We start from the raw sequence: 25,260 nt of genomic DNA on the forward strand, positions 1-25,260 counted from the left end.
TCATTCCTGGTCAGCGTACGAGCAACCGGACACGCTGAGTCACATGAACGCCGAAATCACCCTTGCGGGCGCCGAGTTCGCCCAACGCTTCAGCGCCACCCGTCGGGGCGCCCGGCTCGCCCGCCGGCTTGCTGTGCACCAACTCGACACGTGGGGCGTGCCGTACGGGAGCGAGCTCTCCGAGGACGCCGCCGTGATCGTGTCCGAGCTGGCGGCCAATGCGGTGCTGCACGGGCTGGTGCCGGGGCGGGACTTCGAGCTCCGGCTCGTCGTTCTCGCGGGCACGCTCCGTATCGAGGTGTCGGATGCGAGAGGGGAACGGGAGCCGGAGGTGAGGCCCTTCTGCCCCGGCGCGGAATCGGGGTTCGGCCTGCACCTGGTCGGGGCGCTGGCGACCTCGTGGGGCGTGAAGGACCGGGACGTGGGCAAGACGGTGTGGGCAGAACTGGCCACGGCGCCGTGAGCGTCGACCGGCAGAGCGAACTCCTCCGTGCCGCGCCACACCGACGTGGCGAGGAATCGGCTCGAATCCCGGACTATATAAATTTCTGTATAGTTGTTGCCGTGGAATTACCTTGGCGAATCGAGATCGAGCCCGAGGTTCGGCAGTGGCTGGCGCTGCTCGCTGATGCTCAGTACGACAAGGCTGAACGGGCAGCTGACATGCTCGCGACGAAGCCCACAACTCTGGGCGAGCCCTATTCCAGGCACCTTGGTGGCAAGGTGCGTGAGTTGCGCTTCAGCATGGACGGCAGCGCGGTGCGCATCACCTACTGGCTCGCCCCTGAGAGGCGAATCGTGCTGCTGACGGTGTTCCGGAAGACCAAACAGCGTGAGACTGCTGAGGTCGAGCGTGCTCAGCCGGCCCAGAAGGTGTGCGAGGCAGATCATGGTGCAGCCGCGCACACATACGACCGGAGCGAGGAGGCATAGTCGTGGATCACTCCCAGTGGAAGACACGGCAGACCAGAAAGCTTCTGGGGGAGACAGCCGAGGAGTCGTCCGCCTACATCGAGGCCGGGTACGCCTTCGCGCTGGGGCAAGCTGTCTACGACCGGCGGACCGAAATCGGGCTGTCGCAGACCGAGCTGGCCCGTCGCGCAGGGATGACGCAGCCGCAGATCTCCAACATCGAGGGCGGCGACTCCATTCCGACCCTGGCCCTCCTGACGCGCCTGGCCAAGGCCTTGGATGCTTCGCTCACCATTGATCTGGACGGCGACACCTCGGCGTTCTCCTTCACCGCGCACGAACACGGCGACCCTGGTGGGATCGGAGCGGGCGGACATTCGTCGGCCGCCTGATGCAGCTTTCCCCGGTACGCATACGGCTCGGTCCGGCCCGAGGCGTCGAAGCCCCGGGGCCAGATGCCCTGGTCCGGCGCGCGGGCCCCGCTCGTATGCTCGGGTTCATGACCGATCCTCAGCGCGGACGTCCGACCACCAATTCCATGCGGCGTGCCCTCAAGCGGGCCCGTGACGGTGTCGCTCTCGATGTGGCCGAGGCCGCCGTTCTGCTCCAGGCGCGGGGCGACGACCTGACGGATCTCGCCGCTTCGGCCGCCCGGGTGCGCGATGCCGGCCTCGAAGCCGCGGGGCGGCCGGGGGTGATCACGTACTCCCGCAAGGTCTTCATCCCGCTGACCCGGCTCTGCCGCGACAAGTGCCACTACTGCACCTTCGTCACCGTGCCCGGCAAGCTGCGGCGCGAGGGACACGGGATGTTCCTCTCGCCCGACGAGGTGCTGGACATCGCCCGCAAGGGCGCGGCCATGGGGTGCAAGGAAGCGCTGTTCACGCTGGGCGACCGGCCCGAGGACCGGTGGCCCGAGGCGCGGGAGTGGCTGGAGGCCGAGGGGTACGACGACACCCTCGCGTACGTACGCGCCATGGCGATCCGGGTGCTGGAGGAGACGGGGCTCCTCCCGCACCTCAACCCGGGCGTGCTGAGCTGGACCGACCTTCAGCGGCTCAAGCCCGTCGCGCCGTCCATGGGCATGATGCTGGAGACGACGGCCACCCGCCTGTGGTCCGAGCCCGGCGGCCCGCACCACGGCTCCCCGGACAAGGAACCGGCCGTGCGGCTGCGGGTGCTGGAGGACGCGGGGCGCTCCAACGTCCCGTTCACCACCGGCATCCTGATCGGCATCGGCGAGTCGTACGAGGAGCGCGCCGACTCCCTCTTCGAGCTGCGCAGGACCGCCCGCGCCTACCACGGCATCCAGGAAGTCATCGTCCAGAACTTCCGAGCCAAGCCGGACACCGCGATGCGCGGCATGCCCGACGCCGAGCTGGAGGAGCTGGCCGCCGCCATCGCCGTGGCCCGGCACATCCTCGGCCCGTCCGCCCGCATCCAGGCCCCGCCGAATCTCGTCGACGCCGAGTACGCGCTGATCGTCGGCGCCGGGATCGACGACTGGGGCGGGGTCTCGCCGCTCACGCCGGACCATGTGAACCCCGAGCGCCCCTGGCCGCACATCGACGAACTCGCGGCGAAGACCGCCGAGTCGGGCTTCGCGCTCCGGGAGCGGCTCACCATCTACCCGGAGTTCATCCGGCGCGGCGAGCCGTGGCTCGACCCCCGCCTCCTCCCGCACGTCCGCGCCCTCGCCGACCCGGAGACGGGGCTCGCCCGCGAAGACGCCGTCCCCGTCGGGCTGCCCTGGCAGGAGCCCGACCAGGAGTTCGGCGCCACCGGCCGCACCGACCTGCACCGCACCATCGACACCGAGGGCCGCACCGGCGACCGCCGCGAGGACTTCGACGAGGTGTACGGGGACTGGGAGGCGCTGCGCGAGGCCGCCGCCCCCGGCATGGTGCCGTCCCGGATCGACGGCGATGTGCGCCAGGCGCTGAGCCAGGCCGCCGACGATCCGACGAAGCTCACCGACGAGCAGGCGCTCGTCCTGCTCCACGCGGACGGCCCGGCCCTCGACGAGCTGTGCCGGATCGCGGACACCCTGCGCCGCGACGTGGTCGGCGACGACGTCACGTACATCGTCACCAGGAACATCAACTTCACCAACGTCTGCTACACCGGCTGCCGGTTCTGCGCCTTCGCCCAGCGGCGCACCGACGCCGACGCGTACACCCTCTCCCTGGACCAGGTCGCCGACCGGGCCGCGCAGGCGTGGGACGTCGGTGCGGTCGAGGTCTGCATGCAGGGCGGCATCCACCCGGACCTGCCCGGCACCGCGTACTTCGACATCGCGAAGGCGGTGCGCGAACGCGTCCCCGGCATGCATGTGCACGCCTTCTCGCCCATGGAGGTCGTCAACGGCGCCACCCGCACCGGGATGTCCATCCGTGACTGGCTGATCGCGGCGAAGGAGGCCGGGCTCGGCTCGATCCCCGGCACGGCGGCCGAGATCCTGGACGACGAGGTCCGCTGGGTCCTCACCAAGGGCAAGCTGCCGACCGCGACCTGGCTGGAGGTCATCAGGACCGCCCACGAGGTGGGCCTGCGCTCCTCGTCCACGATGATGTACGGGCATGTCGACCAGCCCCGCCACTGGCTCGGCCACCTGCGGACCCTGGCCGGCCTCCAGCAGGAGACCGGCGGCTTCACGGAGTTCGTGACGCTGCCGTTCATCCACACCAACGCGCCCGTCTACCTCGCGGGCATCGCCCGCCCCGGCCCGACCGACCGCGACAACCGGGCCGTCACCGCCATGGCCCGGCTGCTGCTGCACCCGCACATCACCAACATCCAGACCAGCTGGGTCAAGCTCGGCACGGAGGGCGCGGCCGAGATGCTCCGCTCGGGCGCCAACGACCTGGGCGGCACCCTGATGGAGGAGACCATCTCCCGGATGGCGGGCTCCGGTTACGGCTCGTACCGCTCCGTCCAGGACCTGGTCGCCATTGCGGAACTCGCGGGCCGTCCGGCGAAGCCGCGTGCGACGCTGTACGGGGAGGTCCCCCAGGAGCGGGTGTCGGCGGCGGCGGCGTCCGACGGACACCTGCCGGAGCTGCTTCCCGTGCTGCCGGACTGAGGTCTGCGGCGCCGTACGCCGGAGCGATCGTACGGCGCCGTCCACAGTGGTTTCCCCCGCGTCACTTCCGCCAGAACAGTTGGTGCGTCACGCCGCTCGGGCTGGGCACGACATCCCGGTGGAACCGGTCGAGCAACTCGTCCGGTGATTCCCAGAGCCGCGACCCGGATCCGAGCTTCACCTGCGAGACCGCCACATGCATGGTGTCGACCAGGTCGGCGTCGAGGAACTCGCGGATGATGGTGGCTCCGCCGCCGAGTCGGACGTCCTTGCCCTGCGCCGCTTCCCGGGCCCGTTCGAGGACCGTGGCCGGGTCGTCGTCGACGAAGTGGAACGTGGTGTCGGAGAGCGTGAACGAAGGACGCGTGTGGTGGGTCATCACGAACACCGGGGTGTGGAACGGGGGCTCGTCGCCCCACCAGCCGCGCCAGTCGTGGTCCTGCCAGGGACCGCGCTGGGGACCGAACTTGTTGCGGCCCATGATCTCGGCGCCGATGTTGCGGGCGAAGTCCCGCGTGAGGTAATCGTCCAGGCCGCGGCTGCCACCGGGGTCGGTACGCATGGGCCAGCTCGCCGTGGCGCCGGCCCAGGAGAACATCGCCCCGGGATCGGCGTCGCCGAACGGCCGCTCCAGGCTCTGGTTCTCGCCGGCGCCGAAGCCGTCGCTCGAAACGTTGAAGTTCTGGACTCTCAGCAGCTGAGTCATGTGTCTCCTCCTGTGCGTGTCGGTAACAGTGGGACTCCCCACGCCGGGAAAAATCATCGGTGCGGACGTGGCGATATCGGCGCCCGACCGACTCCGGCGCGGGGCGGGTACATCGCGGCTCAGTGGAAGCCGAGCATCCCGGGCGAGTCGCGAGAGGGTGTGTCATGTCACCCGAGGCATCTTCGTCCGGTCATAAACGACCTGCGGGACGTCCGTTCACATACCGGCTCGTACCCGATTCGTGCGCTCTACCGACCGTCTCCGTTCGATTACAGTGCTGCGCAGTCGCAGGCGGGCCGGATCTCGGGCCGACGGGGGAGGGGTGCGGTGAGCACAGGGACCACGGCTGTGTGGGGCCGTGCCGAGCAGCAGGACTTCCGCAGCCGGGTACGCGGCGCGCTGCTGGGCGGGGCCATCGGGGACACGCTCGGGGCGGGGGTCGACGAGCTCACGCTCGAAGAGATCCGGGCGGCCCACGGTGCCGACGCCGCTACCGATCTGGTGCCCGTGCACGGCGGACGCGGCACCGTCACCGCCGTCACCCAGCTCACCCTGTTCACCGTCGACGGGCTGATACGCGCCCAGGTCCGTCGCGACACCGGGGCCTGGCACCCGCCCACCGATGTGCACCGGGCCCATCTGCGGTGGGCTGCCACCCAGCACGACTGGGGGCCCGACGAACGCCGCGAGGACGACGGCTGGCTCGCCCGGCAGGAGTGGCTGTACGCCCGCCGCGGGCCCACCCGGGAATGCCTGACCGGGCTCGGCGACACCACCATGGGCACCCTCGACAAGCCCAAGAATCCCCAGGCGCGGGACTCGGCGGCCCTCACCCGGTCCGTACCGTTCGGGCTGCTCGTCGGCTGGGAGCCCCAGCTCGTCCTCCAGCTCGCCGTCGAGTGCGCCGCCCAGACCCACGGCCACCCCACCGCCCTGCTCTCCGCGGGCGCCCTCGCCGTGATGGTGCACGGACTGGCCCGCGGCGAGACCCTGGACGGCTCCGTCCAGCACGCGCTGGACCTGCTCGCCGAGCGTCCGGGGCACGAACCGGTCACCGAGGCGCTGAAGCAGGCCCTCGGTACCGTGCGCCAGGGCATTCCGGGACCCGCCCTGATCGAGTCGCTGGGGGCCACGGACACCGCGGAGGAAGTCCTCGCCGTCGCCGTGTACTGCGCGCTGGTCGGCGAGGACATCCGGCACGGGCTGCGGCTGGCCGTCAACCACGGCGGGCCCTCCGCGGCCACCGGGTCCCTGTGCGGGGCGCTGCTCGGCGCGCTGCACGGCGAGACCGCGCTGCCGCCCGCCTGGCTCGCCGAACTGGAGGGCAGGGCAACGCTGTTGGAGCTCGCGGACGACTTCGCGATGGAGATGACGCAGGGGCCGGCCCTGCACAGCCCGTCGGCCGCCGCACCGGGCTGGCTGGCCCGCTACCCGCGCGCCTGACCCACCCCCGCCCCGCGGAGCGGCGGGCGTCAGTCCTTCGCGCCCTCCGTGACCGCGGCGTCCCCCGGACCGGCCTGAGCCGGCACCGCCGCCCCGGCCGCCGTGCCGTCACCGTCGGAGTTGATCTGCTCGATGATCGCGTCGCGCTCCGGGGTGTCCTCGGGCCTGACGAAGCCGATCACGATGTAGAGGACCAGCGAGATCGCCAGCGGCAGGGCCACCTGGTACTGGAGCGCGACGTTCGTCTTCACCGAACCGTCGAAGTCGTAATTGGTGAAGTAGAACGCCAGCAGCCCCGCCGCCCAGCTGACGAGCGCCGCCGTCGGACCCGACCTGCGGAACCTGCGCAGCAGACCGAGCATGAACGGAATCGCGATCGGACCCATCAGGCCGGCGACCCACTTGATGACGACGGAGATGATGTCCTTGAACGTCGGTGAGTTGATCTGGGTGGCGAGCGCCATCGACAGGCCGAGGAAGCCGAGCGTGGACAGCCGTGCCGCCAGCAGCCCGGCCCGACTGCCCCAGTTGCGCGCCGACTTGGAGAGGACCGGGGCGATGTCCCGGGTGAAGACGGCCGAGATGGCGTTGGCGTCCGAGGAGCACATGGCCATCGTGTGCGAGAAGAAGCCGACGACGACCAGGCCCAGCAGGCCGTGCGGCAGCAGCTGTTCGGTCATCAGGGCGTAGCTGTCCGAGGCGTCCGGCTTCTGCGCGTGGACCAGCAGCGGGGCGCACCACATCGGGAAGAACAGGACCGTGGGCCAGACCAGCCAGAGCACGGCGGAGAGCCGGGCCGAGCGCTTCGCGGCGGCGGCGGAATCCGTGGCCATGTAGCGCTGCGCCTGGTTCCACATGCCGCCGTTGTACTCGAAGGTCTTGATGAAGAGGTACGCCAGCAGGAAGGTCACGGTGTACGGACCGGCCGTCGGGTTCGTATGACCCTCGGGCAGCTTGTCCCAGACCGTCCACAGGGTGCTGACACCGTCGAGCTTGCTCATGGCGGTGACGAGCATCGCGACACCGGCGAAGAGCTGGATGACGAACTGCCCCAGTTCCGTGAGCGCGTCCGCCCACAGCCCGCCGACCGTGCAGTAGACGGCGGTGATGCAGCCGGTGATGAAGATGCCCTGGGTGATCGAGATGCCCGTGAAGACGGACAGCAGAGTGGCGATGGCCGCCCACTTGGCGCCGACGTCCACGATCTTCAGCAGCAGCCCGGACCAGGCGAGCGCCTGCTGCGTCGGGATGTTGTAGCGGTTCTTCAGGTATTCGAGCGGCGAGGCGACATGCAGCCGCGAGCGCAGCCGGTTGAGCCGGGGAGCGAAGAGCTGGGCGCCGATGCCGATGCCGATGGCGATCGGCAGCGACCAGGTGACGAAGGAGGTGACGCCGTACTGGTACGCGATGCCCGCGTACCCGGTGAACATCACCGCGCTGTAGCCGGACATGTGGTGCGAGATGCCGGAGAGCCACCACGGCATCCTGCCGCCCGCGGTGAAGAAGTCACTGACGTTGTCCACGCGCTTGTGGGACCAGATCCCGATCGCGATCATCACGCCGAAGTAGCCGATGAGCACGACCCAGTCGAGACTGTTCATGTGCCCCCTCCTGGGGTCCGCCTTGTGAACGGGGAGCGCGCTTCGTCAGTACGGCCGTTCAGCGGGGCCCCGTGCGGGAGCGGGGACATCGGGGATTGAACCGCCTGTCCGGTACCGGGGTCAAGGTTTTCGCGGTCAGGGATGTGAACACAGATCAGTAAGTCGAACGATTTTGCTCGCTCTTGACTTACGCGGTCGTTGTCGCCGACGTGACGGCGGACACACGATGGGCGGGCACTTCGTCAGGCCGTGCAGAGACCGGGGAAACTCCGAAGGACGTCGAAGTACGCCGCAGAGCACAGAAAACCGCACGGGATGCGGGTCCCGTGCGGCGGAGAGGGGGCTCTATCGCAGGAGGCGGGCCTAGCGCATCAGCTCGCCCGCGTTGACCAGGAGCGACTGCCCGGTGATCGCCCGCGCCCGGTCCGAGGCCAGGAACGCGGCGGCCTCGGCGACATCGCCGTCGGTGGCCGGCTCCGGGAGCGCCATGCGTTCGGTGAGCCTGCCCAGCACCTCGGCCTCGGGCACCCCCTCGCTGTGCGCCGTGAACTGTACGTACGCCTGCACCGGCGGCCCCCACATCCAGCCCGGCAGCACCGTGTTCACCCTGATCCGGTGCGGGCCCAGCTCCTGGGCCATGGAGTACATCGCCGAGGTGAGCGCCCCCTTCGAGGCCGCGTACGCCGCCTGCCGGACCTGGGACGGCGCGGCCAGCGAGGACTGCGTGCCGATGATCACCACCGAACCGCCGCGCTCCTTGAGGCCGGGCAGGCAGGCGCGGGTCATCCGCAGCGTGCCGAGCAGATTGACGTCGATCACCGACTGCCAGGTGGCGAAGTCGGCATCCTCGATCCCGCCGAAGCAGCTGTCCCAGGCGGCGACATGGACCACCGCGTCGATCCGCCCGAACCGCTCCAGGGCCAGCGCGGCGAGCGCCTCGCACTGCGCCTCGTCGGTGATGTCGGTGGCCAGCCGGGCCGTGTGCCGGCCGTCCGGGTCGATCTCCGCGGCCGTCCTGGCGAGATTCGCGGCGGTACGCGCCCCGAGCACCGCGTCGCCGCCGTCCCGCACGACCGCCGCCGCGACCTGGTGCCCGAGCCCGGCGCCCACCCCGGACACGATGACGGTCTTCCCCGCGAGCAACATCGGTGGCCTCCCGGCTCTGGCAGTTCTTCTGACGGGGCGTCAGAGTAGGACGCCGCTGCGGAGTACGGAAGGGGAACGGCATGAGCGACGAGACGCGGAGCGACACCTACGCCGAACTGGCCGCGCTGGGGCCGTACGGCGTCCATCCCGGCCATGCGCTGATCACCATGGTCGAACCGCACCCGGGCCATGAGTACGCGTACAACCGCTGGTACGAGGACGACCACTACTACGCGGGCGCGATGGCGATGCCCTGGATGTTCGCCGGGCGGCGCTGGGTGGCCACTCGGGAGCTCCAGGAGTTGCGCTACCCGGAGGCGTCCGCCGTCGCGCGGCCCGTCACGGCCGGCTGCTACCTGTCGACGTACTGGGTGACGGACGGGCGCTACGACGACCACATGAGGTGGACCGTCGGCATCAACCGGAGGCTCAACCGGGACGGCCGGGTCCACCAGGGCCGTACCCATGTGTTCACCGCGTTCCAGGACCACGAGGCGACGGTCTACCGGGATGGTGCCGCGGGGCCCCGGGACTTCCATGCCCTCGACCACCCCTACCGGGGGCTGGTCCTCGAAGTGATCGATGTCGAAGGGGCCGGGAGGCGGGCCGAGTTGCTGGAGTGGCTGCGCTCACGGCATCTGCCGAAGCGGCTGGCCGGCTCCCCGGCGGCGATGGTGACCGTCTTCCGTCCCACGCCGCTGCCCGGTGACCGGATGAGCTATGTGAAACAGGTCGAGGGCGTCGACACCCGGCTGACCCTGCTCTGGTTCCTCCAGGAGGACCCGAGGGAGTGCTGGGCCGAGCACTTCACCGGGCTCGACGCGGCGGTCGAGGAATCCGGCCTGGGGAGGGTGGAGTTGGTGGCGCCGTTCATCCCGACGGTGCCGGGCACCGATCTGTATGTCGATCAGCTGCGCTGAGCATTCCGGTCACCCGGCCGCCCGTTGCGCGGTTGCCCGGCGGGTCGGGCGTCGAGCCCCCTCGGCCAGGACGGCGGACCAGTCGAGAGGGCTGACGACGGCACCGGAACCGGCACCGCGATGCGCACGGGAAAATCATTGATCAGGCGTTGACGGCATCCTTGCCGACATCGCGCACGAATGCGTTCCAAGCAGCCGGGACGAACGAGATCGAAGGGCCCTCGGGGGCCTTCGAGTCGCGTACGTCGATTGCCTGCGTGAGAGGGGACTTGACTTCGACGCAGGCGCCGTTGCCCCCGGAATACGAGGACTTCGTCCACTTGTCCGTAGCACCCTGACGAATGGCCATGTTCACTCCGGTTCAAAGAGTCGTGTAAATGACACCAACAGTGTTCCGGTTGGTGTGATCGACGCTACTCGCCAAGCCTCCTGAGCGAAGGGGCCGTTCACTCGACCGAGTGGTATATACCAGGGAGATCTTCCACTCGGGGCGGGCGGCGGTGTACCTTACCGCCGCCCTTCCCGTAACATCACTTCATTTTCCGCAATCCGGACTTTGCGGGCCGCCCCGCACCGGTGCTCAGTCAGTGCTGAGCCGGGTGTAATCCTTCACGATCTCGGTGATGAAGTGCCGAGTCTGTTCCACATTCAGCGCCTGTGCCCGCAGGTGCTCGTACATGACGCTGTACCGCTGCACATCGTGGGCTTTCTCCAGATAGAGATCGCTGGTGACGCCTTCGATATAGACGACGCTGGAGTCGGCGGCGTCCGGGAATTCGAGAATGGCGTACTGCCCGTTGATGCCGGGGTGCGCGCCCATTTCGAACGGCAGCACCTGCACGGTCACGTGCGGCAGCTGGGACAGCTCGACCAGTTGCTCCAGCTGTTCGATCATCACGTGCTTGCCGCCGACCAGCCGGCGCAGCGCGGACTCGTCGATGACCGCCCACAGCCGCAGCGGATGCTCGGGGTCGGTGATCCGGTCCTGGCGGCGGGCCCGGACGCTGACGCGCTTGTCGATGTCGGACGGCGGGGCCTCCGGCAGCGCTCCGTTGATCAGCGCCTCGGCGTAACTCCGGGTCTGCAACAGGCCGGGGACCACCTGGGGTTCGTACACCCGCAGCGATTCGGCGTCGGTCTCCAGGCCGATGTAGACGCTGTACGGGATGTCGCCGAAGGCGTGCCACCAGCCCTGCTGGCGGGAGTCCTTGGCCATCTGCATGAGTGAGTCGACGATCCGGTGGTCCTCGACCTGGTACACCCCGCAGAGATCGCGGACATCGCGCTGGCTGATGGAGCGGCGGCCGTTCTCCAGGCGGCTGATCTTCGACTGCGAGACCAGCAGCCGCTCCGCCACCTCCTCGGCCGTCATGCCTTTGAGTTCGCGCAGTCGGCGCAATTCCTGGCCCAACCGGCGTCGCCTGACGGTGGGATTGACGTTGGACGGCACGGAAACGGCACCTCCGGCTATGTAGCTGTGCGTATCTACTGCTCAGCAGATTGCCACCACTTCCCCCGGTCGCGCTGGGAAATGGCCACACGCATGTGCGCGGGGCAACCGATGTTCTCGGCTGCCCCGCGCTTGGTGCGGCTCCCGAACCGGGTCTTGGGGACGACGGTGCGGCGGTATTCGGTTGGTGCTGCCGTGCAGTTGCGCGGCGGTGCGGCGGTGCGTACGGCCCCGGGGCGTGGTGCGCCTAGTGGGCCGCGGTGTGCGCCATGCTGCCGCGGCGAGACTGCGACTGCAGTTGCGGTTGCAATGGAACTCCGGCCGCCTGATTGCGACGCGGCTGTGCGACCGCCCCGTTCTGGACGTCCATCACGGCATGCGCCACGAGTCCGCCCATGGGGTCGTGCCTGATCAGGTCCCGGAGCCGGGAGCGTGATGAACGCCCCTCGTTCCCGGGATACAGGTGCTTGCCGAGTCCGACCGCGTGGGCCAGCGCGGCGAGCGCCGCGGTCCGCGGGTCCGGCGGTACGCCGGTGCGGATCGCACTGTCCAGCCTGGCTCTGATGTCCCGGCTGATTGCCGTGTCCGTCGCCTGGTAGCGAGTCGTCGGCAGCACTCCGCACATCTGGCCCGCCACGGCATGCACCATGCCGCACCGCTCCAGGTGAGCGAGGTAGATCTGGCGCAGCCCCAGCCGGGGCCCGCCAATCCAGTGGACCGCCCGAACCGGGCTGCCGCGTCGCCGCAGCAGTTCCAGTGCGGAGTCCAGAGTCGGATCTCCTGTCGGCCGTGGCATCACCACGGCGATACGATCCCCGTCAGGGGCTATCCGTCCTGCCAGAGCCAGCTCCACTAGCTGAGCTCCGGCGAGGCCGAGGTCGAGCGACTGCGGCTGCGCTGTGGTACCCGTGGTCGGGTCCAGAGCGAGCAGCAGAAGCTCCTCCGGAATTGTTCTGCGGCTCCTGCCCATCCATGCCTCCCCGCGTGGATGAATGACAGGGTGACCCCTCTCACATTGGTCTGTCGAGAGCGCCTGGGTGCTTTGTATGGGAACCAGTAGGTATGTCGTTCTCGTCTAGCAGCCGGGCCGGTGGTTCACACGGGACACTGGTAGATGGTTCGGACAGCGCGGGGGGGTGTCCCCCGTGCCGCGTGGAGGAGGCATCGGTGGCGGGCGAGTCCCCCGACAAGTCGGAGCAGCAGAAGTCCTCGGGGACGGCTCGGAGCGAAAGCGATCCGCGGCTCGCCGTATTCCGTGAACCGCCCGCCGATGACGCGGCCGCCGGAAAGACGGACACGGCCACGGCCGTTTTCCGCACGGCACCGGTCACCGAGGACGGCGAGGGCGCCGAGGGCGCCACGGCGGACACGGCCACGGCCGTCTTCTGCGCGATGCCGTCCGAGGACGGCGAGCGTGGCGAGGGCGCCGAGGGCGTCGACGACCCGGAGCCGGAGGGTACGGAGTCGGAGGGCTCCGGGGCCGAGGAGCCGTCGGCGGAGGCGGACGGTGACACGGTCGCGGATTCCGAGGTCGAGGCCGAGGGCCCTGACGGCGCTGTGGGCGCCGAGGAGGCCGAGAAGACCGAGGGGGCCGCTAAGGACTCCGAGGATCCGGAGAAGGCGCCTGAGGCCTCGGAGAGCGCGGATGCGGGTGAGCCCGCGGATGCCGCAGCGGACGAGGAGGCGGCGGCGAAGCCCGCCGAGGGCTCCGGAGAGGGCTCCGAGGAGGGCGATGCGCGGCTGCGTGCGGCCGTCGCCGCCTGGGTGACGAAGGACGACGACGCGGACGGCGACGACGACGCGCAGGGCGATGACGCGAAGGCCGCCACGCCGAAGGACGAGGACGCGGAGGACGCGGACACCGACGCGGCTGCGGACGCGGCGACCGCGTCGAGCGATGCCGATGCCGATGCCGATGTCGAGGACGGGGACGGGGACGAGCCGTCCGATGGCGCGTCCGACGACTCCGACGACAAGGCACCTTCCGCCGAGGAGAAGAAGGCCGAAGCGGGGAAGAAGGCCGAAGCCGAGGCTGACGACGCCGCCGCCGAGGACAAGCAGGGCATCGATCAGCCGACCGCCATCTTCAGGGCGCCCGCCGCACTCCGGGTCGACCAGCCGACGACCGCGCTGAAGATCACCCCGCCCGGGGCGAAGACGGCAAAGCCGGGCTCGGAGGCCGAGTCGGAGGCCGAGTCCGCCGCCGAGCGGACCAGCAAGTTCGTACCCCTGCGCGGGGACGACGTACGGCCGGCGCCGGCGCCCGCGCCCCGTAAGCCCGAGGTGCCTGCCGCCTCCGCCGCGAAGCCCGGCACGCCGCCTCCCACCGCGCTGTCCGGTGCCGAGCGGACCACACAGCAGCCGATGCCGCCCAGGCCGCCGCTCGACCTGCTGGCCGAGCTGACGAACACGCCCCCGCCGCCGGAGACGTCGGTCCGCACCGCCGTGCGCAGGGTCAAGATCTGGACCCCCCTGGTCCTGCTCCTGGTGATCGTCTTTGCGATCGTGCAGATGGTGCGCCCGCTCCCGGACCCCGAGCTCCAGATGTCGGCGAAGGACACGTACACCTTCAAGGGCAGCAAGCCGTCCCTGCCGTGGCCCGACGAGGGCCAGGGCTACATGGCGGCGACCGGCCTGGGCCCGGTGGGCTCGTTCGGCGAGCAGAAGGCCGTGCCGATCGGCAGCGTGGCCAAGGCGATGACCGCCTACATCGTGCTCAAGGACCACCCGCTGAAGAAGGGCGAGGAGGGGCCGTCCATAGACATCGACGCCACGGCGGAGAAGGAGGGCGGGTACGACGCGGTGAACGAGTCGACGCTCAACACCGTGAAGGAGGGCGACAAGCTCACCCTGAAGCAGGCGCTGTCGGCCATCATGATCCCGTCCGCCAACAACATCGCGCGGCTGCTGGCGCGCTGGGACGCGGGTTCCGAGGAGGCGTTCGTCAAGAAGATGAACGACACCGCCAAGTCGCTCGGCATGAAGAACACCACGTACACCGACCCGTCCGGCCTCAACGCGACCACGGTCAGTTCGGCCGAGGACCAGGTGAAGCTGGGCGAGAAGCTGGTGGAGATCCCGGCGCTCATGGCGATCACCGTGCTGCCGTCGTGGACCGACCCCTCGGGCCACGAGTGGCCGAACTGGAATAAACTCGTTCCGTTCAACGGCTCGCTCGGCATCAAGACCGGCTCCACCACCAAGGCCGGTGGCAACCTGCTCTTCGCCGCGCACAAGATGGTCGGCAAGACCGACCAGCTGATCGTCGGCGCCGTGCTGGGCCAGCACAAGGTCTCGATCATCGACACGGTCAACGCGGTCAGCAAGGACGTCATGATCGCGACGCAGGACCTGCTGAAGGACGCGAAGGTGATCAAGAAGGGCGATGTCGTCGGCACCGTTTCGGACGGCCTCGGCGGCAGCGTCCCCGTGGTCGCGACCAAGGATGTGTCGGCGGTCGGCTGGGCCGGTCTCACGGTCAAGATCGAACTGACCGACGACGGGAAGACGATCCCGCACTCGGCGGCGGCCGGCACCCACGTCGGCACCCTCACCGTGGGTGAGGGCACCAGCCAGGTGAAGGTGCCCGTCGCGCTGCAGAGCGATCTGGCCGAGCCGTCCTTCGGGGACAAGCTGACCCGGATCGGCTGACCGGCCGACGGGGAACGGCCCGATGGCCGGAACGACCCGATGACGGAAGGGGGTGCCGATCCCGGCACCCCCTTCTGTGCTGTGTACGTGTTAGCGTCCCGAGGCAACTCGATGACGCAGGGACGGCGTCCTCACAGGTGCATGGGGTACAGGGGCACGGGGCAGGCGGATTCGGGGAGACGGGGAGAGCCGTAGTGACCACTGCGGAGCCGAGGCCCGGCCATGAGGCGGCCGACAGCGCAGGCACGAGGGACAGCGACATCGGCAGCGCCGGCAGCACACGGACAGCCGTGCCCGCCCGGACGGGCACGGGAGGCGGGGACGCCTCGGCGCCGCGCACCGACCCGTCGCGCAGGGCCCGAACCGAACGGCTGCTGCGGCATCCGGTGACGATCGCGACGGCCGTCGCCGCCGTCACCCACCTGCTCTGGTTCTTCTTCTTCGCAAACAGCGGCGGCGACCTCGCGGCCCAGGACGCCTGGGCCGAATTCGTCGGCCGGCATCCCGGTACGGCGTACAACCTCGCCTGGTACGGGGGCATGCACCCCGTCTCGTACAGCGTCGTCTCGCCGTATCTGATGTCGGTGCTCGGCGTGCGTACCACGATGATGGTCGCCGGGACCGTGTCGGCGGCGCTGACCGCGCTGATCCTGGTCCGGGTCCGGGCCGTCCGCAATCCCCTGGCCTGCTCGCTCGCCGGGGTGTTCGCGTATCTGTGCAACGCGCTGTCGGGGCGGGTGACGTTCGGGCTCGGCATGATGTTCGCGGTGGCTGCGACGGCCGCGGTCTTCTGCTGGCCCCACCGCTGGCGGTACAAGCGGTGGGCGAAGGCGGCCGTCGCCGCACCGCTCGCCGGGCTCGCGACGGCGAGCAGCCCCGTGGCCGGGCTGTTCCTGGGCGTGATCGCCGCCGCGCTGTTCCTGAACAAACGGCGCCCCGGCGCGTACGCGCTGGGCCTGGCCCCGGTCGCGGTGGTGGCGCTGTCCGCGTGGCTGTTCCCGTTCTCCGGTACGCAGCCGATGTCGATCGCGACGCTGTCGCTGCCGTTCATCTTCTCGGTCCTCGTCTTCGTCCTCGTACCGCGCGACTGGAAGACGGTCCGCACCGCCGCCGCCGTGTACGGCGTCGGGACACTGCTGACCTATGTGATCGACTCGCAGATCGGCTCGAACATCACCCGGATGGCGATGCTGTTCGCCGGAGTGGTGCTCCTGGCCGCGCTGCCGTACACCGTGCCGCGCTCCCGGCGCTGGTACGCGCTGGTCATCGCGTTCGCCGGGCTGAACTTCTGGATCGGCTTCAAGAGCGTCGACGACATCGTCCGCACCGCCCCCAGCGCTTCCTGGGCGCGCGAGCTGGCCCCGCTGGTCAATGAGCTGCAACAGGTCGGCGCCGAGCGGGGCAGGGTCGAGGTCGTGCCGGCGAGCAGCCACCGGGAGGCGTCCGCGCTCGCGCCGTACGTCAATCTGGCCCGGGGCTGGAACCGGCAGGCGGACATGGAGCGCAACCCGCTCTTCTACGACGACACCCTGAACAGCGCCAACTACCACCAGTGGCTGGACCGCTGGGCGGTGCACTACGTGGTGCTGCCCAAGGGGACGCCGGACTCCAGCGGCGCGGTGCAGGAGGCGCAGCTCGTCGACGAGGGGCTGCCGTATCTGAAGCCGGTGTGGTCCGACGCCAACTGGCGGCTCTTCGAGGTGGACAGCCCGGTGCCGCTGGCCGATCCGCCGGCCTCGGTGGACCAGGCCGACGCGGGCGAGCTGACCATCCATGTGAAGACGCCCGGCCGGATCCTGATCCGCATCCCGTACTCGCGCTGGCTCGCCGTGGTCGACAGCGAGGGCAAGGGCGTCGAACGGCCGCAGGAGACCGAGGAGTCCAAGCGGCGCACGGACGAGAGCAGTCCGCGGACCTTCGTCAACACCAACGGCTGTCTGTTCAAGGTCGACGAGGACGCGGACGGCGACGAGTGGACGGAACTGCTCGCGCCGCGACCGGGCGTGTACCGGCTGGCCGCCCCGTACCAGCTGCCTCCGGGCACGCCGTGCCCGGAGGAACTGCGCTGACGGCGACGGCGCTCGCCACGGGCGTTCCCGTCACGGGGCGCCCCCGTCACGGGGCGCTCCGCTACAGCCGCTTCGCGCTGCGCAGGGTCGCCGCGTAGTAGCCGTTTCCGTCGAGCCGGGACGTGCCGCCCTTGTCGCCGATGGTCGGGCCGTTGGCCTCCTCCCGGCTGGATATGAAGATCTTGTGGCCGTCGGTGTCGTGCCCGAGATACATGCCGACGTGGTCGAGGCGTTCCTTGGTGCGCTGGTCGAGCTTGAAGAAGACCAGGTCACCGGGTTGCAGCACATCAATGTTCTTCGGCCGGTCGGCCGGCGTGATGCCCTTCAGGTCGATCACGTCCGTACCGCGGTGGGAGCGGGCCATGCCGTTGGCGGTGCGCGGCAGGCCGTCGCCGGACGCATCGGTGGCCATGAGCGGGTAGCGGGCCCGGTAGCCGAACACCGTACGGATGAAGCCCGAGCAGTCCATGGAGCGGGCGCGCTCGGTGCGGGGCTGCATCGTCGTGCCGTTGCGGAAGGTGTACGGGATGCCGAGGTAGTCGAAGAAGTCGGACTCCTCCAGCCGGAGGTCGTTGCCCTCGCTGCCGTTCGGGTTGAGCGGACCGAAGTTGGCGTCACCGGCGTAGGAGACCCCCTCGTCGTCCTTCTTGACCGGGGCGTCGGCGACGTACTGGAAGGCGGTGGCGAAGAGGTCGTCCTCCTCGCTGCCGAAGAACTCCTTGAACCAGTCCTTGAACCACTTCTCGTTCTCGGCGCCCTTTTTCCACTGGTACGGCATCAGCCGCACCCAGTCCTCGGTGACGACCTTGGACGTGGTGGTGCTGGGCTCGGTGAAGGTACGGCTGGGGCCGGTGAGGGTGGCGGTGCGGGCGCCGTCGGTGAAGCTGGCGAGGATCTCGCCGTCGGCGCCGCGCAGCAGGGTGCGGGACGGGTTGCGCAGCCGTTCCCAGCGCTGCTTGCCGTTCTTCAGGTTCGAGGACTTCAGCGCCGGATTGTCGGTGACGGCCTGCACGGCCGGGGCCTTGGCCTGTTCGTCCTTGCGCAGTTCGACGGTGAGGTAGGCGCTGCCCGCGAGCAGAGCGGTCACCGTGACGGCGTGCAGCGCCTGGCGGGGACGGCGCTTGGTCTTGGCACTCATGAGTCAGTCAGCTCCGGAAGGTTCGGGTCAGACGGTCGGCAGCGCGCCGAGCAGGATGCCTGCGGTGAGAACGACATAGGCCATGAGCGTCACCGAGCCGGTCGCCAGCAGGGTCGCGCCCTTGGGCTGGCGGACGAGCTGGTACGCGATCAGGCCGGGGACGATGAAGCCCAGGGTCTGGTTGGTGTACATCAGCGGGAACTCGATCGACAGCACGATCATCAGCGTCCCCTGGAAGATCACACCGGTGAGGACGACGGTGGAGAACAGCCGCTTGCCGTAGAGGATCACGACCTTCTGGAGGCCGAGCACCGCGACGTACGTCAGCACGGTCACGCCGACCACCATGGCCGCGCGCTGGAGGTCCTCGACGAGGGTGAGCGCCAGCCAGCCCGGGGTGATCATCCCGCCGGGGGAGAGGTTGGTCGTCAGGTAGCAGACCAGCGAGAACATCAGCCCCAGGGCGATGCCTATGGCGGCAATCTCAGGGGTGAGGACGGAGGGGATCAACGGGGTTCTCCTGGGTTTTCCTGCTGGGCCGGGGCGGGCGGCCGGACCGGCTCGAACATGCCGCGGACGCGAGGTGCGGGCGGTTCGGCCGGGTCTTCCGGACTCTGGTGCGGTGGCTCGTGCTGCTGCGACTGCGACTGCGACTGCTGAGGCTGCTGGTGCGGGTGTGGCTGCGGCTGCTGCGGTAGGGCGGAGGCCGGGCGCGGGGCCTGCTGGTACCGGGCCTCGTACGCCTCGGGGTAGGGCTGGTACGGGTCGAGGTGCGGGGTGTAGCGGGGGAGCGCCAGGGTCTCGTCGTGCCGCGGCTGCTGGGGGTGCGGCGACTGCTGCCGCTGGGCCGGGACCGGCGGGAAGGCGGCGGTGACCGGGCCGTCGGCGGGGGCGTCGGCCGGGACGTCGCCGTGCGGGGCTCCCTGCGGAGTTCCCTGCGGGGCGGCCTGGTCCGGCGTCCGGTCCTGCGTCCGGTCCGGGGCCTGGTCCGGCGTCTCGTCCGGGGTCTCGTCGGCGGGCAGCTCGGCGAGGTGTTCCAGGAGCAGTTCGCCCTGCCCGTGGATGTTGCCGATCGCGACCAGCGACGACTCCGGCCCGAGGTGCCCGAGCAGCTGGTGCATGAACTCCTCGGGGTCGCGCTTGTCGCCGCCGAGGTCGACCGCGGTGTGGCGCCACTCGGAGGGGATCGCGTCTATGGCGCTCTTCGCCGGGTGACCGATCACGAACACCTTCTCCGGCTGGAGTTCGGGAATGATCTGGCCCATCTGACCGTTGCGCTCGACCCGGTCGGGGCGGCAGTTGATCACGACGTTCAGCGGCCGGTCGATCGCGCCCAGATCGAGCAGCTGGTTGATGTTCATCAGCGTCGACTCGGGGTCGTTCGCCGCGAAGACGTTGGCGAAGCGCAGCCGCTTGTCGTCGTGGGTGCGGTACCGCTCGACCGAGAGGACACCCGGGTCCGGCGGGGCGTCGTACATGCCCTGGAGCGCCGTCTGCCGGTCCACGCCGAGGAGTTCGGCGACCGTCAGCGCGATGGCCACGTTCTCCTTGAACGTGAACCAGCTGAAGCCGCGCAGCTCCTCGTCGCTCACGGTCTCCGGGTCCGCGTAGATCAGCTTGCAGTCCCGGGCGTCCGCCTCCTCCTGGAGGATGTGGAAGCGGTCCTGCTCGGCGGTGACGCAGATGCCGCCCTCCGGCATGGAGCGGCACAGCGAACGGGCCACGTCGTCGAGCGTGGGGCCCATCTCGGCCAGGTGGTCCTCACGTACGTTGCACAGCACACCGATCGTCGACCGGATCAGCTTGGACTGGTTGATCTCCTGGAGCGCCGGCATGACCGCCATGCACTCGATGACCAGCGCGTCCGGGCTGTAGGAGGCCGCGCGCCGCACGATGCCGATCTGCTCCACGACGTTGGCGATGCCGAACTTGCGGTAGACCGGCTCCTCGGTGGCGTCCGGGTGGATGAAGCGGGCTGCGGTACCGGTCGTCTTGGCGACGGTGACCAGGTCGCCGCCGCGCAGGGCGCCCGCGCAGAGGCGGGTGATGGAGCTCTTGCCGCGGATGCCGTTGATCAGCACCCGGGTGGGTATGCGCTCCAGATTGGTGAAGTGGCGCCGCTGTTCGACGATGCCGGAGATCAGGAGGATCGCACAGCACACGACGAGCACGCCGTAGAGAAAGAGCACGGCCGTTCAGTTCCTTCCGACCAGGGGAGCGCTGTCGCGTCTGCGCTGCTCCTGGAGCTGCTGCCGGACAATTTCCAGACTGCGGGTGACCGCGCCGACCTCGTCGTGGTGGTGCGGGAAGAGCACGGTGCGGCGGTCGCCGTCGGCCAGCGATTCGGCCTTTCCGGCCAGTTCGCGCAGCGGACGTACGACGACGATGTACAGCCAGCCGAGGCAGGCCACGGCGGCGGTGATGCCGAGCAGACCGGCGAGAACGGTGCGGTTCTGCAGGCTGTACTCGGGGATGGCGAGGCCCGACGCGGGCTGCCAGCTGACCACCGTCCAGTGGAGCTGCTTCGCGGCGCCGCCACCGGCGAAGGGCGAAGCGGCGGAGATCTGGACACCGTCGCCGTCGCGGTAGACGACGGCGCCCGCGGGGGCGTTCATGCCGACCCGCTGGTTCGTGCCGGAGACCAGCTCGTCCAGTCGCTTCGGCAGGGAATCGAAGGCGAGGTAGCCGGTGTTGCCGCCGATGACCCGGTGTTCGTCGTCGACCACCCGGACCTGGCCGAGCCCGGGGCGCTTGAGCAGCCCGTTGATGAAGTCGATCCGGAACTCGCCGATCACCATGGCGCCGTTCCGGCCGGGGATCTCCGCGTACCCGGCGATGGAGGGCTCCTTGCCGGATTCGTTCAGGACGGTGATGGGCTGGGTGAGCGGCTTGCCCTTGGTGCCGCTGGGCAGCGCGTGCGGCTTCTCGCCCGCGCGGGCCTGGACGGTGCCGTCGGCGTCGCGTACGTAGATCGAGCGGTAGCGCTGGTGCTCGGTGCGGGTGCGCTCCAGGACCTTCTTCATGTCGTCGGGGGAGGTGCGGTTGCCGACGAGCGAGGCGACGGACACCAGGTCGGCATGGCCCTCGTTGAGCGCGCGCCGGACCCGGTCGGAGATGGTGTGGGTGCGCTCGCGCTGGTCGCTGACGACCTGTTCCGGCACGGCGACGGTGGAGTCGGCGCGGTTGAAGAGCAGCAGCATCGGTGCGGACCAGGCCAGCAGGAGGACGCCGCAGATGACGATCAGCGCGCGGCTGCCGAGCCGGCTCCGGCGCCCCGGGCGGCCAGGACCGGCGCCGGAGTCTCCGGCCGCCCCGCCCTCCACCGGTTCGCCGAGGAGCTGGCGGCGCAGGCGCTCCAGGGCGCGCCCGATGCGCGCCGTCTCGCCGAACCTGGGGACGGAGACCGGACGGGTCAGGTCGCCCCGGGTCAGCCGGCGGCTCTCCAGGAACAGCTTCAGCAGTGGCCGCTGCACGGTGCCGAGCAGCAGCGCCACCGCGAGTGCGCCGATGAGCAGCAGGGCGGCGGCGGAGACCAGTCCGAAGAAGGGGCCCGCGACGCGGGTCGGGTCCTCCGCGACGTCGACCATGGCGACGACGGTGAGCCCGAGGGAGGTGGCGACGGTGCCCTCGCCGGGCTGCGGGCCGGCCAGCGCGGCATAGCCGGCGACGGCGCGGTCACCGCGGACGCTGTTGCCGCGCAGGCTGCCGCTGACGCCGGGGAAGCCGCCGGAGCCGGGTTCCTTGGCCTTGAGCGGGTGCTGCCTGGTCTTGGTCGCGGCCGTTTCGGCGAAGGCGTTCAGCTGCTTGGCGGACCGTTTGGCGTCCGCGCGCTGCTTGTCGGTCTTGACCTGCTCCGGCTCCTGGACGCCGTCGCGGCTGAGGATGTGCCCCGTGGTGTCGACGACGGCGATCGAGCGGAACTGCCCGCGGCTGACGCCGGGGAAGCGGAGGCTGTTGGAGGCGATCAGCAACTGCTGCGGCTGGTCCGGCCAGGACAGCAGGGCGAAGGCGAGCAGCCTGCTCTCGCCGTTCTGGAGCCGTACGATGCGCGGGCTGAGCCCGTCCTTCTGCGCGAGTTTGCCGGTGTCGATGGCGGTGACGGGGACGTTCTCCCCGCGCGCGGCGAGCATCCGGCCGGACTCGATCTCGACGACGGCGGTGCCCGTCCACTTCTGGTAGACGCTGCCGATCTTGTCGAGGACGGCGTCGGGAGAGGCCGGATCGCCCGCGCTGAAGAGCCCCGCGGTGCGGGTCAGGTCGGTGACGCTCTCGTCGATCGAGGCGCGCATCGTGACGGCGCCGTCCTCGGCGAAGTGCTGCTGGGACGTCAGCACCGCCTCCGGTACGGAGTCCTGGCTCGCTCTTCCCAGGCCGAGGGCGGTGATGCCCGCCAGGGAGAGCAGGAGCGCGGAGAGAACCGCGATGGGGGGACGTATGCCACCCAGAAGCGACATATCGGCCCGCCGGCGGACCTTGTGCCGGCGCTTCGAGGACGAAGCGGCCATCGTGTTCCCCTTTGACTGTCTGCTCGGTTCCGGCGTGCTGAACGAGGCACAGCCGTTTGCTGGACATAAAAGCTTTGCGGAAGGTTGTACGGAGGGTGGCGAGTGTGAGCTTTCCGACTTCCGGCGCCGGGGCGGAACCCCTGCCGCCCTCGGCCCCTCCCCGAGCCGTCCCGGCGTCCGTATGCGTCCGCATGCATCCGCATGTCCCGGCCGCCGCGGGAGCCCGGCGGATCGGCCGGGCGGGTCGGGCAGGCCGGGTCAGTCGACGGGGCTCGATCCCGTACTTGTCCCGGACTCATCCATTCAGGACCCACCCATTCCAGGGGGCATTCCGGGGCTCACTCCGGGGCTCGTTCCGGGGCTCACTCGGGCAGGTCCTTCAAGGGTTTCAGCCCGTCCTCGACGGCGCCCCGGTTGAGCAGAGTGCCCTGGGTCCGCTGGAAGGCCATCCGGTATCTGGCCCGCTCGGTGGCCGGCAGGTCCTCGGCGTTCTGCAGCGATCCGGCCAGATCCACCAGCCGGTGGTCCTTCACCACCGCCGCATCGGGCTCCTGCGCACCGCTGCCGTCGGCATCCGGGGGGATCGTCAGCAGCGTCGGTACGTACCGGGCGTCGACGTCCCAGGTGTCACCGCGCTTGTGGAACTCGAACCAGCCGATGACGCCTTCCTCGGTCAGCCCCGACGGCACGTCGTGCCGTGCCACCTGGTTGCCCAGGCCGTACGCGATCCACGTGGAGCCGATCTTCTCCATCGGCTGCACCACATGGGCGTGATGGCCGATCACCAGATTGATCCCGGTCTCCCGTGCCAGCCTGCGGGCCAGCTTCAACTGGCCGTTGCTCGGGTCCGGATGATGTTCGCGACCCCAGTGGATGCTGAGGATCACCACCTCGGCACCGGCCTTGCGGGCGGCCTTCTCGGCGGCGGCGATCCTGTCGAAGTCGGTCTGGTTGGTCAGCCAGGGCTTGTCGGCCGGGACCTCGCGCCCGTTGAAGCCGAAGGCGTAGGACAGCTGGGCGACCTTCACGCCCTTCACGTCCATGATCAGCGGCTTGGCGGCCTCGGCGCTGCTGCGCGCCGACCCGGTGTGCTTGAGCCCGGCCCTGTCGAGCGCGTCGAGAGTGTTCCGTACGCCGGAGGCCCCGTGGTCGAGGGTGTGGTTCGAGGCCGTCGAGCAGGTGTCGTAGCCGACGTCCTTGAGCGCCGTGGTGATCTGCGGCGGCACGACGAAGTCGGGGAAGCCCTCGAACGGTCCCTGCGGCTTGCCCGCGACCGGCTCGAAGTGGCAGATCGCCAGATCGGCCTTGCTGATCACGGGCTTGACCCCGGCCAGTAGCGGATGGAAGTCGATCTTCTTCCCGGTCTTGTCCCCGCCCGCCGCGGCGTCCTTGCGCGCTTGCTCGGTCAGCTGGGGGTGGATCAGGACGTCGCCGGCCGCGGCGACGGTGAAGGAAGGACCTTCCTTCGCGTCCGCGGAGTCGCTGTCACCGCCCGGAACCGAGCAGCCGACGAGGGCCGCGAGGAGGAGCACGGGCGCGGTGGCGCGAGTGACGGAGACCGAAGACGAATGGCGGGACACCCCTGATATTTTTATATGTCTATGGCACGGAATCCGGCATCGAAGGTAACGATCAAGCGAACACTCACCGGTATTGCCGTGATGGTTGTCACTCTGGGGGCACTCGTGGCCCTATTTGTGCCATTCGGGAGCCGGGGGCCGGGTGCCGGGAACGGGGACGACCGCCGGGGAGGTTCCGCGGCGGACGGCCGCGACGGTGTGGATCTCGCGCGCCGCATCACGGACTTCACTGACAACACGGTCGCCAGCAGTGACTATCTGCCACCGCTGCGCGCCCAGCGCCGTACCGCCGCCGAAGCCGTGGGCCTCTTCCTCGACGGCAAGCGGGCCGAAGCCGGGCGCCGCCTCGGCGACATCGACTTCGCCGTCAGGACGTTCACCGACACCGTGACCGGCCGCCGGTTCGCGGAGTTCTCCGACCGGGCGGCGGAGGGCCACCGGGGCTGGGGCCGGGTCTACATCGACCTGAGCGCCACGACCCGCTGGTCGGTCCAGGTGCCGCACCCGGTGGCCGACGCCGGCAGTGAACAGCTCGGCATCGGGGTGCTACGGGCCAGGCGCGGCGGCGTACTGGTCATGGCCGGAACCCACCGCAACGCCGACCGGAAGGGCCGTGCCGACGTGGCCCACCGCAGGGACACCGTGTTCGACGCCGTCTGCGACGAACTGGCCGCACGCCGCCTCCCCGGTCTCCAGGTCCACGGCTTCGCGGACAGCACCGAACCGGACTACGACGTGATCGCCTCCCTCGGCTCGGCGGACAAGGGCCTCCCCACCGCCCGCCGCACCGCAACGGCACTGCGCCACGAGGGCTTCGCCGTCTGCCGCGCCTGGGCCCGCCGCTGCGCACTGGAGGGCCGCGGCAACGTACAGGGCCGAGAGGCCGAGGTCCAGGGCGTGCCGTTCCTGCACATGGAGTTCAGCCGCACCGTCCGCGACGACGCGTCCCGGGTGCGCCGCGCGGCAGCGGCCATGGCGGCGTCCCTGCCTTCCTGAGGCCGGCCGGGAAGGGTTCATGGCCTGTCCGGGAAACGGCACCGCGCGGCCGACTCCGCGG

20 protein-coding genes are annotated in these 25,260 nt (G+C 69.9%); 9 read left to right on the top strand and 11 right to left on the bottom strand.

Annotated elements, in window-relative coordinates; genetic code table 11:
• The first annotated feature begins 43 nt into the window (after window positions 1-43).
• The 4 genes from OG611_RS10735 to OG611_RS10750 all read left to right on the top strand — a co-directional run bounded on the left by OG611_RS10735 (window position 44) and on the right by OG611_RS10750 (window position 3,994).
• Window positions 44-463 carry an ATP-binding protein gene (locus OG611_RS10735; RefSeq protein ID WP_266418070.1) on the top strand — a complete coding sequence of 140 codons (420 nt, stop codon included), beginning with the start codon at window positions 44-46 and terminating at the stop codon, window positions 461-463.
• 101 nt (window positions 464-564) lie between these two features.
• On the top strand, window positions 565-933 hold the full coding sequence (locus OG611_RS10740; protein WP_266418072.1) for a type II toxin-antitoxin system RelE/ParE family toxin: 369 nt from the start codon (window positions 565-567) through the stop codon (window positions 931-933).
• A gap of 2 nt (window positions 934-935) precedes the next feature.
• On the top strand, window positions 936-1,304 hold the full coding sequence (locus OG611_RS10745; protein WP_266418074.1) for a helix-turn-helix domain-containing protein: 369 nt from the start codon (window positions 936-938) through the stop codon (window positions 1,302-1,304).
• Window positions 1,305-1,411: 107 nt separating this feature from the next.
• A complete protein-coding gene (locus OG611_RS10750; protein WP_266418076.1) occupies window positions 1,412-3,994 on the top strand; it encodes a bifunctional FO biosynthesis protein CofGH in 2,583 nt (860 codons plus the stop codon).
• A 61-nt stretch (window positions 3,995-4,055) separates the two neighbouring features.
• Here OG611_RS10750 and OG611_RS10755 read toward each other — a convergent pair whose 3' ends face one another.
• Window positions 4,056-4,700 (bottom strand): dihydrofolate reductase family protein, encoded by a 645-nt coding sequence (locus OG611_RS10755; RefSeq protein ID WP_266418078.1) that lies wholly within the window; start codon window positions 4,698-4,700, stop codon window positions 4,056-4,058.
• A gap of 327 nt (window positions 4,701-5,027) precedes the next feature.
• Between OG611_RS10755 and OG611_RS10760 the strand changes: the two genes are divergently transcribed.
• Complete coding sequence (locus OG611_RS10760) at window positions 5,028-6,143, top strand: ADP-ribosylglycohydrolase family protein (RefSeq protein ID WP_266418080.1); 1,116 nt, start codon at window positions 5,028-5,030, stop codon at window positions 6,141-6,143.
• Window positions 6,144-6,172: 29 nt separating this feature from the next.
• Here OG611_RS10760 and OG611_RS10765 read toward each other — a convergent pair whose 3' ends face one another.
• Both OG611_RS10765 and OG611_RS10770 read right to left on the bottom strand, forming a co-directional pair.
• Complete coding sequence (locus OG611_RS10765; protein ID WP_266418082.1) at window positions 6,173-7,744, bottom strand: sodium:solute symporter family protein; 1,572 nt, start codon at window positions 7,742-7,744, stop codon at window positions 6,173-6,175.
• Window positions 7,745-8,107: 363 nt separating this feature from the next.
• Window positions 8,108-8,890: an SDR family oxidoreductase gene (locus tag OG611_RS10770; protein WP_266418083.1), complete on the bottom strand. Its 783-nt coding sequence runs from the start codon at window positions 8,888-8,890 to the stop codon at window positions 8,108-8,110.
• An 80-nt stretch (window positions 8,891-8,970) separates the two neighbouring features.
• Between OG611_RS10770 and OG611_RS10775 the strand changes: the two genes are divergently transcribed.
• Complete coding sequence (locus OG611_RS10775) at window positions 8,971-9,810, top strand: hypothetical protein (protein WP_266418085.1); 840 nt, start codon at window positions 8,971-8,973, stop codon at window positions 9,808-9,810.
• Window positions 9,811-9,952: 142 nt separating this feature from the next.
• On the opposite strand, the gene OG611_RS10780 is transcribed toward OG611_RS10775, so the two are convergent.
• The 3 genes from OG611_RS10780 to OG611_RS10790 all read right to left on the bottom strand — a co-directional run bounded on the left by OG611_RS10780 (window position 9,953) and on the right by OG611_RS10790 (window position 12,230).
• On the bottom strand, window positions 9,953-10,159 hold the full coding sequence (locus OG611_RS10780; protein WP_266418087.1) for a DUF397 domain-containing protein: 207 nt from the start codon (window positions 10,157-10,159) through the stop codon (window positions 9,953-9,955).
• Window positions 10,160-10,390: 231 nt separating this feature from the next.
• Window positions 10,391-11,260, bottom strand: a complete 870-nt coding sequence (locus OG611_RS10785) for a helix-turn-helix transcriptional regulator (RefSeq protein WP_266418089.1) — start codon at window positions 11,258-11,260, stop codon at window positions 10,391-10,393.
• 247 nt (window positions 11,261-11,507) lie between these two features.
• A complete protein-coding gene (locus tag OG611_RS10790; RefSeq protein ID WP_266418091.1) occupies window positions 11,508-12,230 on the bottom strand; it encodes a GPP34 family phosphoprotein in 723 nt (240 codons plus the stop codon).
• Between the two features lie 197 nt (window positions 12,231-12,427).
• Here OG611_RS10790 and OG611_RS10795 point away from each other — a divergent pair, with 197 nt between their 5' ends.
• Both OG611_RS10795 and OG611_RS10800 read left to right on the top strand, forming a co-directional pair.
• Complete coding sequence (locus OG611_RS10795) at window positions 12,428-14,911, top strand: D-alanyl-D-alanine carboxypeptidase (protein WP_266418092.1); 2,484 nt, start codon at window positions 12,428-12,430, stop codon at window positions 14,909-14,911.
• A gap of 194 nt (window positions 14,912-15,105) precedes the next feature.
• The gene (locus tag OG611_RS10800) at window positions 15,106-16,980 is read left to right on the top strand and encodes an MFS transporter (RefSeq protein ID WP_266418094.1); all 1,875 of its coding nucleotides are present in this window, start codon (window positions 15,106-15,108) and stop codon (window positions 16,978-16,980) included.
• A gap of 61 nt (window positions 16,981-17,041) precedes the next feature.
• On the opposite strand, the gene OG611_RS10805 is transcribed toward OG611_RS10800, so the two are convergent.
• From OG611_RS10805 to OG611_RS10825, 5 genes are all read right to left on the bottom strand, one after another.
• Window positions 17,042-18,118 (bottom strand): C40 family peptidase, encoded by a 1,077-nt coding sequence (locus OG611_RS10805; protein WP_266418096.1) that lies wholly within the window; start codon window positions 18,116-18,118, stop codon window positions 17,042-17,044.
• Between the two features lie 27 nt (window positions 18,119-18,145).
• Window positions 18,146-18,628 (bottom strand): poly-gamma-glutamate biosynthesis protein PgsC/CapC, encoded by a 483-nt coding sequence (locus OG611_RS10810; RefSeq protein ID WP_266418098.1) that lies wholly within the window; start codon window positions 18,626-18,628, stop codon window positions 18,146-18,148.
• Window positions 18,625-20,307 (bottom strand): poly-gamma-glutamate synthase PgsB, encoded by a 1,683-nt coding sequence (pgsB, locus tag OG611_RS10815; protein ID WP_266418100.1) that lies wholly within the window; start codon window positions 20,305-20,307, stop codon window positions 18,625-18,627. The genes OG611_RS10810 and pgsB overlap by 4 nt, the downstream gene beginning before the upstream one ends.
• 6 nt (window positions 20,308-20,313) lie before the next feature.
• Window positions 20,314-22,623 carry a cache domain-containing protein gene (locus OG611_RS10820; RefSeq protein WP_266418102.1) on the bottom strand — a complete coding sequence of 770 codons (2,310 nt, stop codon included), beginning with the start codon at window positions 22,621-22,623 and terminating at the stop codon, window positions 20,314-20,316.
• 362 nt (window positions 22,624-22,985) lie between these two features.
• On the bottom strand, window positions 22,986-24,203 hold the full coding sequence (locus OG611_RS10825; RefSeq protein ID WP_266418104.1) for a CapA family protein: 1,218 nt from the start codon (window positions 24,201-24,203) through the stop codon (window positions 22,986-22,988).
• Window positions 24,204-24,401: 198 nt separating this feature from the next.
• On the opposite strand from OG611_RS10825, the gene OG611_RS10830 reads away from it, so the two are divergent.
• Window positions 24,402-25,199, top strand: a complete 798-nt coding sequence (locus OG611_RS10830; protein WP_266418106.1) for a hypothetical protein — start codon at window positions 24,402-24,404, stop codon at window positions 25,197-25,199.
• Window positions 25,200-25,260: the final 61 nt, after the last annotated feature.

It is taken from the genome of Streptomyces sp. NBC_01363, from assembly GCF_026340595.1.
Taxonomy (GTDB): domain Bacteria; phylum Actinomycetota; class Actinomycetes; order Streptomycetales; family Streptomycetaceae; genus Streptomyces.

What these genes read in the sequence shown, in the direction of transcription:
- OG611_RS10735 (WP_266418070.1), top strand. Translation starts at nt 44, where the DNA reads ATGAACGCCGAAATCACCCTTGCGGGCGCCGAGTTCGCCCAACGCTTC.
- OG611_RS10750 (WP_266418076.1), top strand. Translation starts at nt 1,412, where the DNA reads ATGACCGATCCTCAGCGCGGACGTCCGACCACCAATTCCATGCGGCGT.
- OG611_RS10755 (WP_266418078.1), bottom strand. Translation starts at nt 4,700, where the DNA reads ATGACTCAGCTGCTGAGAGTCCAGAACTTCAACGTTTCGAGCGACGGC.
- OG611_RS10765 (WP_266418082.1), bottom strand. Translation starts at nt 7,744, where the DNA reads ATGAACAGTCTCGACTGGGTCGTGCTCATCGGCTACTTCGGCGTGATG.
- OG611_RS10770 (WP_266418083.1), bottom strand. Translation starts at nt 8,890, where the DNA reads ATGTTGCTCGCGGGGAAGACCGTCATCGTGTCCGGGGTGGGCGCCGGG.
- OG611_RS10775 (WP_266418085.1), top strand. Translation starts at nt 8,971, where the DNA reads ATGAGCGACGAGACGCGGAGCGACACCTACGCCGAACTGGCCGCGCTG.
- OG611_RS10780 (WP_266418087.1), bottom strand. Translation starts at nt 10,159, where the DNA reads ATGGCCATTCGTCAGGGTGCTACGGACAAGTGGACGAAGTCCTCGTAT.
- OG611_RS10790 (WP_266418091.1), bottom strand. Translation starts at nt 12,230, where the DNA reads ATGGGCAGGAGCCGCAGAACAATTCCGGAGGAGCTTCTGCTGCTCGCT.
- OG611_RS10805 (WP_266418096.1), bottom strand. Translation starts at nt 18,118, where the DNA reads ATGAGTGCCAAGACCAAGCGCCGTCCCCGCCAGGCGCTGCACGCCGTC.
- OG611_RS10820 (WP_266418102.1), bottom strand. Translation starts at nt 22,623, where the DNA reads ATGGCCGCTTCGTCCTCGAAGCGCCGGCACAAGGTCCGCCGGCGGGCC.